We start from the raw sequence: 15,667 nt of genomic DNA, 5'->3' as shown, positions 1-15,667 counted from the left end.
AACACACAATAAAAACAAGATATCAGGAACAGAAAAGCCGCTGTCTCCAGCGGCTTCCCTGCTACTCAAACTAGCTAGACATTCGGTCTACGCAATTAGAAAGCGTAGCGCGCGCCCATCTGCCAGCGAGCCCCACCTTGGTACAGGCCCAGAGTTTGCAGCTTTGAGCGACCATATGTGCGGTTATACTCCTCAGTGATATTCAAACCCTCGAGGAAGACCTCTAGACCTTCGATCTGAGGAACTTCGTAACCGATATTCAGATCAATCTGCTCATAGGCCTCAGTGTAAACAGGGTTCGCACCGGTCTCATTGCCACGAGCGTTTAGGAAGTCATCCCGCCAATTGTAAGCAACACGCGCCTGAAAGCCGTTTTTCTCGTAGAAACCAACCAGGTTCGCAGAGTCACTCAGACCAATCATTGCTTCCTGGTCCTGTAGCAGGTAGGGGTCATACTCCACTCCGGCCTCCACGATGGTGTAGTTCGCGATCATACCGAAGCCGCTTTCACCAAACATGTGCTGTATTGAGAACTCCCAGCCATCGATGGTTTCCTTGCGATCTCCATTTTCTGGGATGCTCAGCAGGAAGGTCATTTCCGGATCGGTCTCAGGATTGCCGGTGATTATGATGTTGCCACCGGAGCCTATTTCCACAAACGGACTGTCGGAAAAGTTATCGGCAATATACTGACGAATCTCATTGATATCTGTCAGGCCTGTGTCGCGGGCCGCTTGCACTAACGCACCTTGAGCCGGGTTCGCGATTCCGAACATAGGGGTCTCAACGATTCCGTTAGAAATAAAGTTGGAGATCCTCTTTTTGAAATAGCCGGCCGAGGCATAACTCGATTCGCCGTAGTACCATTCAACGGAAAGATCGAAGTTAGTGGACTCAAGCGGTAACAGTGTCGGGTTACCCGTGGAACCACTACCACCTTCAACGCGTGCCAATGAACCTATTTGCGTTCCACCCTTGATCGCATCATAACTTGGGCGACCGATGGTCTCGCTGGCAGCAGCGCGAACGACGATATCTTCCGCCACGTCCATCTTAAAGTTAACGCTGGGCAGCCAGTACTCGTAGTCAGCTGTTTGGCTCAGGAAACTGGTACCGGAACTCACAAGAACCACTTCGTTAGCAGCAATCCACATGGCACCGTCATAAGTCGGGGATGCCGCCTCAGAATCTACTTCAGTAGTTTCATAGCGCAGCCCCAAGCTCAGATCATATGGCATATCAAGGCCAGCGGCCTGGATTGAAGACTGGAAATTGTACTGAGCAAATGCAGCTGTTGTGGTCTCTGTGGTTGTACGGTCTGTACCCTGATCATAGGCTGTAGACGGGCAGAACTGGGTGCCGCAATCGCCGATGAGACCCGGCCAGATAACATCACCATAAAGCGCTTCTGCAGCGGCACGGACCGCCTCGAAGTCCCAGTCGAAGTAGACGTCCAGCACATCGGAACCACCGATTTCTGAGAAGTCACCAGTAGCTACATCGAACTTGTCCTGGATAGAGTCAGACTCGAACAATGAATCATCCAGATCGCTGGCTGGACCAGCACCGCTCCAAGCATCACGCTGCACAACCGCCACCTGGGAGTGATTGCTCACCTCTTGCATGCTCAGTCCGAAATCGATACTGCTCGATTCATTCAACTCAAAATTACCGCTGAAGCGGAAAGCATCGACATCGGAACGGTCGCGGGAGTTCGTGAAAACGCTGCCGGTAATCAACATGTCAGATGGCTGTACGTCATTACCACCGCCAACTGATAAAGCCGGCAGGTCCTCGGTGAAGTCAGTGGTGGCACTGGTACGAACAAAAGCCGCGGTAGACAACAGGGCATTGGAGCCCCAAGGGCTGTCTGGACGGCGCTCCGCATCCGATGAATGGGCATCAAAAGTCAAGGACAGCTTATCACTTACAGTCCACTCGAGGTTCACACCCAGTGCCTGTCCACGGTAGGCTTCCGCACTAACGCCGGCTCCCATAGAAAGGTCGGCCGGCTCTCCATAGTTCTCTGAGTAGATAATCGGGGTAGCGATGGGCCCATCAGTCCAAATATTTTCAGAGGCACCGAAGTTATACCACGCAGAAATATCATTAAACTGCTTGGAGATATCGTTTGCGTAGTACATGTAGTCCATTGTCGCTGTGATATCGTCGGTAGGCGCCCACTGCAGAACCAATTGGCCATTGGTTCGCTTACGCTGCAGCTCCTCAAACTTATAGCCCGTCGTCTGCGGTACCGAATAAATATCACCTTCGCCCGGTCGGTTTACCTGGTTTTCCTGCGGCACGCCGCCCCATTCTGCCGTTCCGGCGCCCCAGTTCTGATCAACGGTGCCGGCGAAACTGCGCCAGCCGGTACTCACCAGTCCCTGCTGACTTCCACTCTCGCGCTCCTGCACACTGGCTGCGATTACCACGCCAAATTTCCCATCAGCGAAAGTATCGGAATAAAAACCAGAGTACTCGGGAGTAATGTTCGCCTCTTCAGAGGACTCATCCATTACAGCTTTACTGGAGAACTGTAACCGGCGTTCACCAATCTCAAGCGGGCGCGCAAAGAGCATATTGATGGTGGAACCGATGCCACCACTTGGCACCAGAGCATTACTACTCTTGGCAACCTGAACACCCTGAACCATCTCGGATGCGATATTCGCGAAATCGAAAGAGCGACCACCGGTAGTACGAGCAATCTGACGACCGTTTAAGGTCACCAGGTTATAGTCTGGGTTGATACCTCGTACGGTTACACGGCTGCCCTCGCCGTTCTGGCGATCGATAGACACACCGGAAATGCGCTGCATTGACTCGGCAAGGTTGGTATCGGGAAACTTACCGATATCTTCAGCGGAAATGGCATCAACAATACCATCGGCATCGCGTTTGACGTCCATGGATCTGTTTAAACTGGCTCGAATACCAGTAACCTGAACTTCTTCCATGGCCGCGCTGCTTTCCTGCGCCTGCAGAGCAGCTGTGGGCAGCAAGGCAGAACTCATCGCCAGCGAAATCGTCAGCGCCAGCCGATCCTTACGGAATGTTTTCATCTTCATCAACACTTCCCCGAGTCTTTAAGATTATTGTGTCGTCTCTATAGTTCTCTCTTAGCTGCGAAGCTCGGTTGCTGGATCAGGGAAAAACCTCTCCGCCCGCTCACACCCCGGCGTGCTTACCCCTGCCGGGCCAACCATTTCTGCACCATTGCGGTGCAATACGAATACCTTCGCACTGTTATGGCATATTGCCGGCTTGGTGGGTGACTGCAATTGGGCCCCGGGGCAAACAGGATATGGCGGATTAAAAGTGCGGTGACATGGATTCCGTGCGCGCGCACTAACACAGGGCGCGGGGATTGAGTGTGTTAAGGGAAAGCGCAGATAAGAGAGGCCGTGATGGAAACCCGCCGGCAGGAGCCACAAAACGATCTCCATGGCCCATTGTCAATATTGAGCGCACCTCACACACCGCCACAACGAGTGCTCCCTAAAACCAAAAAGGCCTGCATCAATGCAGGCCTTTGCGGGGAAGCTCATTAAGCTTCTGACTTCCTAAATTTCTGACTCTCAGGTTTTCACTGAACTGAGAAACCGCCTCTATCAATAACGCTAACCGACCTTTTCCCCATGCGCTTGCTTGTCGGCGTGGTAGGAGGAGCGCACCAGCGGGCCACAGGCGGCATGCTTGAAGCCGATCTGTTCGGCGTAGCGGCGATACTCCTCGAACTCGTCCGGGTGCACATAACGCTGCACCGGCAGGTGCTCTTTGCTGGGCTGCAGGTACTGGCCGATGGTCAGCATGTCGATATCGTGCGCGCGCATGTCATCCATTACGGCAAAGATCTCTTCTTTTTCTTCGCCGAGCCCCACCATCAGGCCGGACTTGGTCAGCACATCCGGGCGGCGCTTCTTATATTCCTGCAGCAGCTTCAGGGACCACTTGTAGTTGGCGCCGGGGCGGGACTCGCGGTAGAGACGCGGCACCGTTTCCAGGTTGTGGTTGAATACATCCGGGGCCTCGGCCTCGAGGATATCCAGCGCCACTTCCATACGGCCGCGGAAGTCCGGGGTAAGGATTTCCACCTGCAGGTTGGGCGAGTGCTGGCGGGACATGCGGATACAGTCGGCGAAGTGCTGGGCACCGCCGTCGCGCAGGTCATCCCGGTCCACGGAGGTGATCACCACATAGCGCAGCCCCATGGCCGCGATCGCTTCGGCGAGGTGTTGCGGCTCCTGCGGGTCCAGCGGGTTCGGCTTGCCGTGGCCCACATCGCAGAAGGGGCAGCGGCGGGTGCAGATTTCCCCCATGATCATAAAGGTGGCGGTGCCGCCACTGAAGCATTCACCCAGATTGGGGCAACTGGCCTCTTCACAGACGGTGGCAAGTTTCTGCGAGCGCAGAATGCTCTTGATGCGATCGACTTCCTTGGAGGCCGGCACCTTGACGCGGATCCAGTCCGGTTTGCGCAGCACCTGATCGCTGGCGATCACCTTGACCGGGATGCGCTCCACCTTGTCACCATCGCGGAGCTTTTCCCCCTGCTTGAGGCGGCGGGTGCGTTTTACCGGGACGAGGTCGGGCTGGTCCGGCGTGGAATTTTCAGCCATTGCTTGCTTCCTGTTGCTGCTCGGCGCGCGCACGCGCAAAAATTGATTCATCGACGGGGTGCCACTCGGCGCTGTCCAGTGGCAGGGCCTTTAACAGTTCGCCGATATAGACCTCGGCGACCTCGCTCCAGGACGGCACCGGCGCGACCAGCTCCGCCATCTGCACCATCTGCATCCCGGCGTAACCACAGGGGTTGATACGCAGGAATGGCGCCAGGTCCATGTCGATATTGATGGCGATGCCGTGAAAACTGCAGCCGCGGCGCACCCGCAGGCCGATGGAGGCGATCTTGCTGCCGGCGCGGGCCCCATCGGTCAGGTAGACCCCGGGCGCGTCGGCGCGGGGCGCGGCGGCAATGTCGTAACCGGCCAGCATGGCGACAGTGGCCCGCTCCAGGGCGGTCACCAGATCGCGCACCCCCACCTTGGCGCGCTTCAGGTCGAGCAGCGGATAAACCACCAGCTGCCCCGGCCCGTGATAAGTCACCTGACCACCGCGATCCACCTGCACCACCGGGATATCGCCGGTGTCCAGCAGGTGCTCGGCCTTGCCCGCCTGACCCTGGGTAAACACCGGGGCGTGCTCGACGCACCAGATTTCATCGGCGCTGTCGTGGTCGCGACTGTCGGTGTAGTGGGACATGGCCTGCCACACGGTCTGGTAATCGCGCCGGCCGAGATCGCGGATGATGGCCACTCAAAGCACCATATGAATGGATGGATGGGCCTTCAGCTCCTCGAACAGGGCTTTCAGCTGCTCCTCGCCGGTGGCGACAATAAAGAAGGTCACCGAGGTGAAATTGCCGTTGCGGCTGTCCCGCACGGTGATGCGCTCTTCGTCCAGGTCGGGGGCGTGGCGCCGCATCACTTCCAGCACGAACTCATGGGTGGCGTCATCGGCATCGCGAACCACCTTGACCATGTAGTCTTCACAGGGAAATTCGATCTTTGGGGGTTCTTGCTTGGGATCTTGGCTCATACCGCTCTCCAGGACCGCGCAGGTGAGAGTGAACCGGAAACAGTAGACCGGAGGAGAAGGCGCGGCCGCCAGGAATTATACAGTGGTGAGCGAATAGTGGACAGTGACCGCCGGGGGCAATCATTGGCAAATTCGCGCGGGCGGGTGAGCTGGCCCGCCCGGCAGGCCAAGCCTTAGCGGGCGGGCGCTTCCCGAGAGCGGTGGGGGGGTTAGCTGAAGAAGCCCATCACGAAACGCTTGATGCTGTCCCAGAGGCGCTTGAAGAAGCCGGCTTCCTCGACCGCTTCGGTGGTCACCGCGTTCACTTCGGCGACCGTCTCGCCATCGAGGGTGACGACCACTTTGCCCACCGGCTGGCCTTTCTGCAACGGTGCTTCCAGCTCGCCATCGATGATCAGGTCCGCCTTGATATTGTCCTCGCCGCCGCGGGGGATGGTGACGAAGACGTCCTGCTGCACGGCGATCCCCACATCAGGTTCCTTGCCGCCCCAGACACGCTCGGTCTGCAGTACATCGCCGGGGCCGTAGACCTTGTGGGTCTGGAAATAGCGGAAACCATAAGCCAGCAGTTTCTGGCTTTCGGCAGCGCGCTTTTCATCGCTGCCGGTGCCGAGCACCACGGCGATCAGGCGCATACCGCGTTTCTGCGCGGAAGACACCAGGCAGTAACCCGCCTCTTCCGTGTGGCCGGTCTTGATGCCGTCCACTGCCGGGTCCCGCCACAGCAGGCGGTTGCGGTTGGGCTGGTTAATACCGGAGAAGCTGAAGTATTTCTCGGAATAGAGGTCGTAATGCTCCGGGTGATCCATGATCACCGCGCGCGCCAGAGTGCCCAGGTCCCGAGCTGTGGTCAGGTGGCCCTCGGCGGGCCAGCCGGTGGCGTTCTTGAAGGTGGTGTCGTGCATGCCGAGCAGCTCGGCCTGCTGGTTCATCACCTCGGCGAATACCTCTTCGCTGCCGGAGACATATTCCGCCAGCGCAATGCTGGCGTCGTTGCCGGACTGAATGATGACCCCGCGCAGCAGGTCAATCACCGGCACTTTATCGCCCACTTTGACAAACATCTTCGAGCCGTCTTTGCGCCAGGCCTTCTCGGAGATCAGAACTTCGTCGTCCTCCTTAATGGTGCCCTTGCCGATCTCCTCGGAGACGATGTAGGCGGTCATCATTTTGGTGAGGCTCGCGGGCGGAACCTGCTTGTCCGCATCTTCCTCCACCAGAATCTGGCCGGTATGGGCGTCCATCAACAGATAGGCGGTGGCCGCCAGTTGCGGCGGCGCCGGGATCAGGGGTTGCTCGGCTTGGGCGGTGACGGCGCTGGACAGCAGTAGCAGGCTGGCAAGAAAGCGTTTGATCATGGGTTGTTGTCTCTTATTCCTCGTGTTCGTCGATTCCTGAGCGCAAATTTTCACAAACCGGCTTTGCCGACCGGCGGGCCGCCCCTCAGTCGTAAACCACCAGCGGCGTGCCGTGACGGCTCCGCTCCACCGACTCCCGCGCTGCCACCAGGGCCCGCTGCTGGGCCAGTGGCCCTATCCTCACACGGTACAGGGTGCGGGCACCATTGAACACCGGACTGACGGATACAGGATAGTCGACGATTGCGGCAACCTCGCCGCGCACGCGATTGGCCAGGCCCGGGTCGCTGAAGGCCCCCACCTGCAGGAAGGTGTTGGCAGGCAGCTTGAAGCTGGCATCCTGCGCCAGTGTCTGCCGCGCGGCATTGCCTTTACCCGCCGCCAGTAACGTGTCCGTCGCCGGTGGCAGAGTATCCGGGTCGAGGGCGACCACTTCCACCCGGGCGATGCCTTTATCGATATAGCCCAGCTTCTGCGCCGCGGTGTAACTCAGGTCGATGATCCGCCCCTGCACGAAGGGGCCGCGGTCATTGACCCGCACAATGATGCTGCGGCCATTGTCCAGATTGGTGACTTTGGCATAGCTGGGCAGCGGCAGGGTTTTGTGGGCGGCGGACATGGCGTACATGTTGTACACCTCGCCATTGGCGGTGCGCCGTCCGTGGAATTTGGTGCCGTACCAGGATGCGTAGCCGGTATCTTTGTAGCCCTTCACTTGGTCCATGACGCGGTACTTCACGCCATTGACGACATAGGGGGAAGTGTTACCGGCCTTGCCAATGGGTTCGCGCACAGGGGTGGGGTCAGGGGTTGCCTGCATGTCCACCGGTGCCGCCGGCCCGCTGTCTTGCACCGCATCCCAGGCGGGCTTGTCTGGCTGGCTGCCACAGGCGGCCAGCAACAGGCCGGCCGTGACGGCGGCCAGCCGCTTGCAATTTTTCAACATGAAATCCCCCCGCGGGTGGCGTCAACAGGTCGCACACCCAAAGCGTTTTTATCTGGCTTTTTCCGTTAAATTCGGATTTTTGATGGAAGGCGCGCCGGTTGGTTCCCGGGAGCGCGAAATCTACATCTTGTTTTTACCCCGGGCGAATCCATCAGGAGCGGCCGCCGCGGGCTTTGACGATTTCCTGAGCCAGGTCATACACCGCCATCGCATAAAGCCGGCTGCGATTGTAACTGGTAATCACGGAAAAATTCTTGAGGCCGATCCAGTACTCCTTGCCCTGCGCTGTCTGCAGGGAAAACACATTGGCCGGCATATCCGCACTCACCTGAGCGGTGGTTTCGAAACCCTTTTCTTTCAACTGGCCCACCGTCCACTGGGGCTTGAGACTGTCGTTGACGATGGTCATATCCGCATTGGGCCGGGGGGAGGCCAGTACAACCACGGGCTCGCCGCGCTGCCAGCCGTGCTCGGCCAGATAATTGGCCACACTGCCGATGGCGTCCTCGGTGTCCTGCCAGATATCCACCTTGCCGTCATTATTGAAGTCCACCGCGTAGGCGCGGTAACTGGAGGGCATAAACTGGCCGAAGCCCATGGCGCCGGCATAGGAACCTTTGAGCTCGGTAGGCGCAAGCCCCTGGTCCCGGGTCAGCAGCAGGAAGTTTTCCAGCTCTTTGGTAAAGAACTCTGAGCGGCGGGGATAATTGAAAGCCAGGGTGGCGAGGGCATCCAGCACCCGATAGCCACCCATATTGCCGCCGTAGCGGGTTTCAACCCCGATAATGGCGACGATCAATTCCGCCGGTACGCCGTACTTGTTCTCGGCATCTTCCAGGGCTTTGCGATTCTTGTCCCAGAAGTCGACACCGCCGGCGATACTCTGCGGGGTGATAAACAGGGTGCGGTATTCATACCAGGGCTTGGCTTTCTCTGCGGGGCGCTGGATGGCCTTGAGAATGGCGTCTTTGCGCTTGGCCTCGCGCATCAGGTCCAGCATCTGCTGGCGGTTGAAGGCGTGCTTCTCGACCATATGGTTGACGAATGCCTGGGCATCCGGGTTGTCAGCGTGGCCGCTTTCCTGTGCGCAGGCGGATAAAACCATCCCCAAGCCCGCCAGAAGTCCCATGGTCCATTGCAAAACTGCCACTCCTGTTCTCATAGTGCTTCTCTACACCCAAACTCACACCAACATCACATCCAGGGTCCAGCCAGATCACCGGGGCCATTACTGCCAGGCGAAGGCCCGCGGCGCGCTGTATGACACCCGGGCAGCGGCGCTAGAAACTGACCCGGCGCGGCCCTAGAAACTGACCCGGCGCGGCTCTGTGCCAATGGCCATGAGGATACCGAATCCGGCCATCAGGGTCATGGCGGAAGTCCCACCGTGACTGACAAGCGGCAGGGGCACCCCCACCACCGGCAATAACCCGGTAACCATGCCGATATTCACAAACACATAGACAAAGAATGTCAGCGTAATGCTGCCAGCCAGCAGCCGCCCGAACACGTGCTGGGCCATGAAACTAATATAGATGCCCCGGGCGATGATCAGCACATAGAGCAATAGCAGCAATAGCGCGCCGCGCATGCCCCACTCCTCGGAGAGCACGGCGATAATAAAGTCAGTGTGACTCTCGGGCAGAAAGTCCAGTTGCGACTGGGTGCCCTGCATATAGCCCTTGCCGTAAATTCCCCCGGAACCGATGGCCGCCTTGGACTGAAAAATATTCCAACCGGCGCCGAGGCGGTCGGCATCGGGATTGAACAGGGTCATGATGCGCTGCTTCTGGTATTCCCGCAGCCCCCACTCCCAGATAGGCCAGGCGGCGGCCACAAGCGCCACCGCCGCGCCGCCGATCAACTTCCAGCTGAGCCCGGCCAGATAGAGGGCGAAAAGCCCGGAGGCGGCAATCAGAATCGAGGTGCCGAGATCCGGCTGGCGCACAATCAGTGCGGCGGGCACAACAACGATCGCCAGCGCGCCAATGACGGTGGTGAACGACGGCGGCAGCGGGCGCCAGTGCAGGAAGGCGGCCACTGACATGGGCACAGCCAGTTTCAGCGCCTCGGAAGGCTGGAAGCGAAAGCCACCGATTTCCAGCCAGCGCTGGGCACCCTTGGCGCCAACGCCGACAAACAGCACCGCCACCAGCAGTCCGCAGCCACCCACATACAGCCAGGGCGACCAGCGCCGGTACATATCCACGGGCACATTGGCGGCGACGAGCATGCCGACAAAGGCCATACCGAGGAAAACTGCCTGGCGGCGCACATAATGGGTCTCGCTGCCAGCGGCGCTGTAGAGAACGGTCAACCCCACCGAGCAGAGCAGGATCAACAGCACCAGAAGCGGCACGTCGATATGCCAGCGGCGGGAAAAGCTCAGGGGTCGACTGAGGCTGCGATGGGAGTCCGGCAGCCTGTGCATGTAATCCCGACTAGCCACGGGCACCTCCCTTTTCTAGCCGAACCGGCCCCGGCAGGATAGCCGCGGTTTCCTCAAGCGGACGCGACAGCCATTCATGGAACACCTCGCGGGCCACCGGCGCGGCCATGGCGCCGCCACTCTCGCCATTTTCCACCAACACCGCCACGGCGATCTGCGGGTCTTCCAGCGGGGCGAAGGCAACGAACAGGGCGTGGTCGCGATGGCGCTCCTTGAGGGCCTCGGAGTCGTACTCCTCGCCCTGGGCGATGCCCACCACCTGGGCGGTGCCGGTCTTGCCGGCGACGCGGAAGCCCAGCTCTGCGCCGGCCTTCTTGCCGGTGCCGCGCACGCCGTAAACCACAGCCTCCATGCCCTCGAAAATCAGCTCCCAGTGTTCCGGCTTGGCTTCGATGTGATGCAGAACTTCCGGCGGCTGCTCCACTCCGTCGACGGCCATCACCACCTGCGGGCGATAATGGGTGCCGCGATTGGCGATGGTGGCGGTCATCACCGCCAGCTGCAGCGGAGTCGCCAACACGAAGCCCTGACCGAGCACCGCATTGAGGTTGTCACCGGGGAACCAGGGCATGCCGCGGGCGCCGCGCTTCCAGTCACGGGAGGGAAACAGGCCCGGCCGCTCTACCGGCAGGTCGATGCCGGTCTTGGCGCCAAGGCCAAAACGGGTGGCGACTTCATGCATGCCGTCAATGCTCCAGCGGTGCGCCAGGTCGTAGAAGTAGACATCGCAGCTCTCCGCCAGCGCCTGGGTCAGGTCCACCCTAGTGCCATGCCCCCAGCGCTTCCAGTCCCGGTACAGGCGTGTGTCGTTGGGCAACCGGTACCAGCCCGGGTCCTTGACCTTGGTCTGCCGATCAATCAGCCCCGCGGCGAGGCCACCGAGGCCCATCAGCGGTTTCAGGGTCGACCCCGGCGGGTACTGCCCCTGCACGGAGCGGTTGAACAGGGGCACGTCGATGGAATCGCGCAGCGCGCTGTAATCCTTGTAGCTGATGCCGGTCACAAACAGGTTGGGGTCGAACGAGGGCTTGCTGACAAAGGCCAGCACGCCGCCGGTCTTCACATCGATCGCCACCACGGAGCCGCGGTGCGCGCCCAGCGCCTCGGTCGCCACCTGCTGCAGGCGGGCGTCCATATGCAGGGTCAGCTCCGAGCCCGGCTGCGGGTCGTGCCGCTCCAGCACCCGCAAAACCCGCCCGCGGGCGTTGGTCTCCACATTCTCGTAGCCCACCTCACCCAGCAGCAGATCCTCGTAGGACTTCTCCAGCCCCACCTTGCCGATGCTCTGGGTGCCGCGGTAACGCCGCACATCCTCCTCGGTGAAGGCGGTCAGTTCGCGCTCACTGATGCGGCCCACATAGCCGACGCTGTGGGCAAACAGTTGGGTCAGCGGGTAATAGCGCACCAGCTCTGCCTCTACCGAGACGCCGGGCAGGCGGAACTCGTTGACACTGACGCGGGCGATTTCCTCTTCGCTGAGGCGGTAGCGCAGGGGCACCGGCTCAAACGGGCGGCGGCGCTGCAGGCGCTGGTGGAACTTATCCACATCGGCGTCATCGAGCTGCACCAGATCGCCGATCAGCTCGAGGGTGCCATCCATATCGCGCACCCGTTCGCGCACGATGGCGAGGGTATAGCTGGGGCGGTTGTCGGCGAGCAGGGTGCCGTTGCGGTCGTAGATCAGACCACGGGTGGCGGGCACCGGGCGCACCTGAATGCGGTTCTTATCAGACTGGGTGCGGTAGTCGTCGTAATTGACCACCTGCAGGTTGTAGAAACGCGCCACCAGCACACCGAGCAGCACCACCACGAATACGATCGCGACCAGCATGCGGTTGCGAAACAGCCGCTGTTCGAGGTGGGGGTCTTTCAGGTGCAGGTCGAGGGCCATTGATCACTTGGCTCTGGCGCGTAAATTGACCAGGAATTGTACACTTCGGCGGCCGTTTGATGAATGCAAACCGCACAATTTAATGGATATTGCCGAAATACCGCGCTTTCGCGCAGTACCTGGGGGATTCTCCACATGGGCCGGGACCGGCCCGTCAGCAGGGTATTCCAAGCACCGGAGCTTCAGCCGTGGCCACCTACGGCTGGTATTGGCCGGTGTTTGGCAGTCAACAGAAGCGGGGGTCACTTGTGGTAGGGATGCCCCGCCAGCAGCGTCCAGGCGCGGTACAGCTGTTCCGCCAGCACCACCCGCACCAGCGGGTGCGGCAGGGTCAGTGGCGACAGGGACCAGCGCTGGCGGGCGCGGGCCAGGCAGTCCGGCGCCAGCCCGTCCGGCCCGCCGATCAGCAGGACCACATTGTCGCCCTGCATCTGCCAGCCCTCCAATTGCTGTGACAGCTGGTGGGTGCTCCACGGCTTGCCCTGCACATCCAGCGCGACCACATGGTCTCGCGGATGCAGCGCCGCCAGCATTGCCTCGCCCTCTTTCTGGCGCGCTTTTTCCACCAGCGCGGCAGCGTTCTTCTGGCCCCGCTGGCCGAGGGGAATCTCCACCATTTCCAGGCTGATCTCCCGCGGCAGGCGCTTGGCATACTCGCTGTAGCCCTCCTGAACCCAGGCGGGCATGCGCCCACCGGCGGCAAGGATACGAATCTTCATCGGCTGTGACGCTTTGCCGGGGCTCACTCTTGCCCCGGCAAAGGGCGCTACTCCTCCCGCCCCTCGCGACTGGCCGGGCTCATCGACCAGAGCTTTTCCAGGTCGTAGAAGCTGCGCACGTCCGCGAGCATGACGTGCACGACAACGTCGCCGTAGTCCACCAGCACCCACTCGCCCTGCTCCAGCCCCTCGACGCCGATCGGGCGCACGCCGGCCTTCTTGCCATCCTCGACCACGTTGTTGGCCAGGGACTTCACCTGCCGGCTGGAAGTACCGGTACAGATAATGAGCGTATCCATCACATCACTGAGTTCCGACACGTCCATCGAGACGATGTCCTTGCCTTTAAGATCTTCCAGCGCCTCAATGGCAATTTTCTTGATATCAGTCATAACACCTTGCTTTAGCGGTCGCTTGCGGCGGCCGTCCGATAGAGTCCGTTGTCTTCAATATATTCCAATACCGCGTCCGGCAGCAGGAAGCGGGGGGACTGCCCCCGCGCAATCAGCTGGCGGACAGCCGTTGCCGAGATGGGCAGCGGCGTCTGCTCCCGCAGTAGGATCCGCCCCGCCGGCAGGCGTCGCAGGTCACTCGGCGGAGCGCTCCGGGAGCTGATTAGCTCCGCCACTTCACCCTGTGAGGGCAATTGCCAGCCCGGACGGGCCACCACCACCAGATGGGCGAGGTCGAGGAGCCGCTGCCAGCGGTGCCACCGGGGCAGCGTCAGCAGGGAATCGAGCCCCATACAGAAACTGATGGATAGCGACTCTCCCAGCTCGGCGCGCAGTTCCTCCAGCGTGTCCACCGTATAGGTATCGCCACCGCGCCGCAGCTCGCGGTCGTCCAGCGTCAGCTCGGCACAGTCACCAATCGCCAGCGCCAGCATCTGCCGGCGGTGCGCGGAAGAAACGCCGGGGGACTGCCGATGGCGGGGCTGGTGGCTCGGCAGCAGCCGCATCTCGTCAAAGTGCAGCGCCTCGCGCAGCTCCAGGGCCATGCGCAGGTGGCCGAAATGCACCGGATCGAAAGTGCCGCCAAACAGGGCGATGGCTCTTAGCGGTTCAGTCATTCAGCACCGGTTTCGTCTCATTCACGGCGGCCTGCGGCTGCAAATTACTGCCGGATATGCCCATCCCCCAGCACAATCCACTTCTGCGAGGTCAGCCCTTCCAGGCCCACCGGCCCGCGGGCGTGGATCTTGTCGGTGCTGATGCCGATTTCCGCACCGAGGCCGTACTCAAAGCCATCGGCGAAGCGGGTCGATGCGTTCACCATCACGGAGCTGGAGTCCACTTCGGCGAGAAAGCGCCGCGCGCGGGTGTAATCCTCGGTCACGATCGCCTCCGTATGGCCGGAGCTGTAGCGGGCGATGTGGTCCATGGCGGCGTCCATATTCGCCACCACCCGGATCGCCAGTATCGGCGCCAGGTATTCTTCGCTCCAGTCCGCCTCTGTGGCCGCTTCGCAGTTAGAGAGGATGCGCAGTGTACGCTCACAGCCGCGAAGCTCAACCTCTCTTTCACGGTAAGCCGCCGCCAGCCGCGGCAGAATCTCATCGGCGATCTGTTCCGCCACCAGCAGAGTCTCCATGGCGTTACAGACACCGTAGCGGTGGGTCTTGGCGTTCAGGGCGATATTGAAGGCCTTTTCCCGGTCGGCGCGGTCGTCGAGGTAAACGTGACAGACCCCATTCAAGTGCTTGATCACCGGCACCCGCGCATCGCGGCTGATGCGCTCAATCAGGCCGGTGCCACCCCGCGGCACAATCACGTCCACATAGTCCGGCATGGCGATCAGCGCGCCCACTGCCGCGCGGTCGGTGGTATCGACAACCTGCACCGCGGATTGCGGCAAGCCAGCCTCTTCAAGCCCGGCGGCGATACAGGCGGCGATGGCGCCATTGGAGTGCAGGGCCTCACTGCCACCGCGCAGAATGGTGGCGTTGCCGGATTTCAGACACAGGCTGGCGGCATCGATGGTGACATTGGGGCGCGACTCGTAAATGATCCCCACCACCCCCAGGGGCACACGCATTTTGCCCACCTGGATGCCACTGGGGCGAAACTTGAGGTCGTCGATCTCACCCACCGGGTCCGGCAGCTCCGCCACCTGATTAAGCCCGCTGATCATGGCGTCGATACGCTCGTCATTCAGCTCCAGCCGATCCAACAGCGCGGCGTCCAGACCGCTCTCCCGGCCTGCGGCCATATCGCGAGCATTCGCCGCCAGCACCTCGGCGCGGCGACGGTCCAGCTCCAGGCCGATTGCCCGCAGGGCGCGATTCTTGGTGCCCGTATCCGCACGGGCGATTATCCGCGCCGCCTCGCGGGCGCGGCGACCCATGGCTTCAATTTTCTGCTGGGTGGACTGCGGAGAAGTGGTGTCCGCGGTGCTGCTGATGGTCACTGATGCACTCCGTGCTGGGCAAATGGCTGCGCAGTATAACGCAGAGCCCCGGCGCGGTTGGAAGACGCGGGATAATCCGACAAGTTATTGGTCAATGGCCAATACCTGGGCATTGCCTGAACATTACCCAAACCGTGCCCAAGGCGATCCAACTGCTGCCGGGCACGCCCCAAAAGCCGTTTATTCTCCAGAACCGCGAACCATGAAGAGACCGAGACTAGAGACTCGCCGCCTCCCCAAAGTCCACGCCGCGCTTCCGCTCACAGCCCAGCCAGGGCTCGGCCTGGACTGGTTAAG

General features: G+C 60.8%; 13 protein-coding genes. All 13 read right to left on the bottom strand.

Annotated features, from left to right (window positions below; all coding sequences use genetic code 11):
• Positions 1-95 precede the first annotated feature (95 nt).
• Complete coding sequence (locus ABEA58_RS06650; protein WP_345549965.1) at positions 96-3,071, bottom strand: TonB-dependent receptor; 2,976 nt, start codon at positions 3,069-3,071, stop codon at positions 96-98.
• Between the two features lie 552 nt (positions 3,072-3,623).
• Positions 3,624-4,622 (bottom strand): lipoyl synthase, encoded by a 999-nt coding sequence (lipA, locus tag ABEA58_RS06645; RefSeq protein WP_345549964.1) that lies wholly within the window; start codon positions 4,620-4,622, stop codon positions 3,624-3,626.
• Positions 4,615-5,319: a lipoyl(octanoyl) transferase LipB gene (gene lipB / locus ABEA58_RS06640; protein ID WP_345549962.1), complete on the bottom strand. Its 705-nt coding sequence runs from the start codon at positions 5,317-5,319 to the stop codon at positions 4,615-4,617. The genes lipA and lipB overlap by 8 nt, the downstream gene beginning before the upstream one ends.
• Positions 5,320-5,601: an HP0495 family protein gene (locus ABEA58_RS06635; RefSeq protein ID WP_345549960.1), complete on the bottom strand. Its 282-nt coding sequence runs from the start codon at positions 5,599-5,601 to the stop codon at positions 5,320-5,322. It lies immediately after the preceding gene.
• Positions 5,602-5,810: 209 nt separating this feature from the next.
• A complete protein-coding gene (locus tag ABEA58_RS06630) occupies positions 5,811-6,959 on the bottom strand; it encodes a D-alanyl-D-alanine carboxypeptidase family protein (RefSeq protein WP_345549958.1) in 1,149 nt (382 codons plus the stop codon).
• An 85-nt stretch (positions 6,960-7,044) separates the two neighbouring features.
• Positions 7,045-7,905 (bottom strand): septal ring lytic transglycosylase RlpA family protein, encoded by an 861-nt coding sequence (locus ABEA58_RS06625; RefSeq protein WP_345549957.1) that lies wholly within the window; start codon positions 7,903-7,905, stop codon positions 7,045-7,047.
• A 151-nt stretch (positions 7,906-8,056) separates the two neighbouring features.
• Positions 8,057-9,055 (bottom strand): lytic murein transglycosylase B, encoded by a 999-nt coding sequence (gene mltB, locus ABEA58_RS06620; protein ID WP_345549956.1) that lies wholly within the window; start codon positions 9,053-9,055, stop codon positions 8,057-8,059.
• Positions 9,056-9,208: 153 nt separating this feature from the next.
• Complete coding sequence (gene rodA / locus ABEA58_RS06615) at positions 9,209-10,354, bottom strand: rod shape-determining protein RodA (RefSeq protein WP_345549955.1); 1,146 nt, start codon at positions 10,352-10,354, stop codon at positions 9,209-9,211.
• Positions 10,347-12,245 carry a penicillin-binding protein 2 gene (gene mrdA / locus ABEA58_RS06610; protein ID WP_345549954.1) on the bottom strand — a complete coding sequence of 633 codons (1,899 nt, stop codon included), beginning with the start codon at positions 12,243-12,245 and terminating at the stop codon, positions 10,347-10,349. The genes rodA and mrdA overlap by 8 nt, the downstream gene beginning before the upstream one ends.
• A 242-nt stretch (positions 12,246-12,487) precedes the next feature.
• On the bottom strand, positions 12,488-12,964 hold the full coding sequence (gene rlmH, locus ABEA58_RS06605) for a 23S rRNA (pseudouridine(1915)-N(3))-methyltransferase RlmH (protein WP_345549952.1): 477 nt from the start codon (positions 12,962-12,964) through the stop codon (positions 12,488-12,490).
• A gap of 47 nt (positions 12,965-13,011) precedes the next feature.
• Entirely contained in the window at positions 13,012-13,356 is a 345-nt protein-coding gene (rsfS, locus tag ABEA58_RS06600) for a ribosome silencing factor (protein ID WP_345549951.1), read from the bottom strand.
• Between the two features lie 11 nt (positions 13,357-13,367).
• Positions 13,368-14,033: a nicotinate-nucleotide adenylyltransferase gene (gene nadD, locus ABEA58_RS06595; protein ID WP_345549949.1), complete on the bottom strand. Its 666-nt coding sequence runs from the start codon at positions 14,031-14,033 to the stop codon at positions 13,368-13,370.
• A 44-nt stretch (positions 14,034-14,077) separates the two neighbouring features.
• Positions 14,078-15,364: a glutamate-5-semialdehyde dehydrogenase gene (locus ABEA58_RS06590; protein WP_345550032.1), complete on the bottom strand. Its 1,287-nt coding sequence runs from the start codon at positions 15,362-15,364 to the stop codon at positions 14,078-14,080.
• Between the last annotated feature and the right edge of the window lie 303 nt (positions 15,365-15,667).

Origin of the sequence: Microbulbifer aestuariivivens, from assembly GCF_039545115.1 — a bacterium.
Taxonomy (GTDB): Bacteria; Pseudomonadota; Gammaproteobacteria; order Pseudomonadales; family Cellvibrionaceae; genus Microbulbifer; species Microbulbifer aestuariivivens.
Note: the sequence above shows the minus strand (reverse complement) of the source record. Positions and strands in the feature narration are given on the sequence as shown.

What these genes read in the sequence shown, in the direction of transcription:
- ABEA58_RS06650 (WP_345549965.1), bottom strand. Translation starts at nt 3,071, where the DNA reads ATGAAGATGAAAACATTCCGTAAGGATCGGCTGGCGCTGACGATTTCG.
- lipA (WP_345549964.1), bottom strand. Translation starts at nt 4,622, where the DNA reads ATGGCTGAAAATTCCACGCCGGACCAGCCCGACCTCGTCCCGGTAAAA.
- ABEA58_RS06635 (WP_345549960.1), bottom strand. Translation starts at nt 5,601, where the DNA reads ATGAGCCAAGATCCCAAGCAAGAACCCCCAAAGATCGAATTTCCCTGT.
- ABEA58_RS06630 (WP_345549958.1), bottom strand. Translation starts at nt 6,959, where the DNA reads ATGATCAAACGCTTTCTTGCCAGCCTGCTACTGCTGTCCAGCGCCGTC.
- ABEA58_RS06625 (WP_345549957.1), bottom strand. Translation starts at nt 7,905, where the DNA reads ATGTTGAAAAATTGCAAGCGGCTGGCCGCCGTCACGGCCGGCCTGTTG.
- mrdA (WP_345549954.1), bottom strand. Translation starts at nt 12,245, where the DNA reads ATGGCCCTCGACCTGCACCTGAAAGACCCCCACCTCGAACAGCGGCTG.
- rlmH (WP_345549952.1), bottom strand. Translation starts at nt 12,964, where the DNA reads ATGAAGATTCGTATCCTTGCCGCCGGTGGGCGCATGCCCGCCTGGGTT.
- rsfS (WP_345549951.1), bottom strand. Translation starts at nt 13,356, where the DNA reads ATGACTGATATCAAGAAAATTGCCATTGAGGCGCTGGAAGATCTTAAA.
- nadD (WP_345549949.1), bottom strand. Translation starts at nt 14,033, where the DNA reads ATGACTGAACCGCTAAGAGCCATCGCCCTGTTTGGCGGCACTTTCGAT.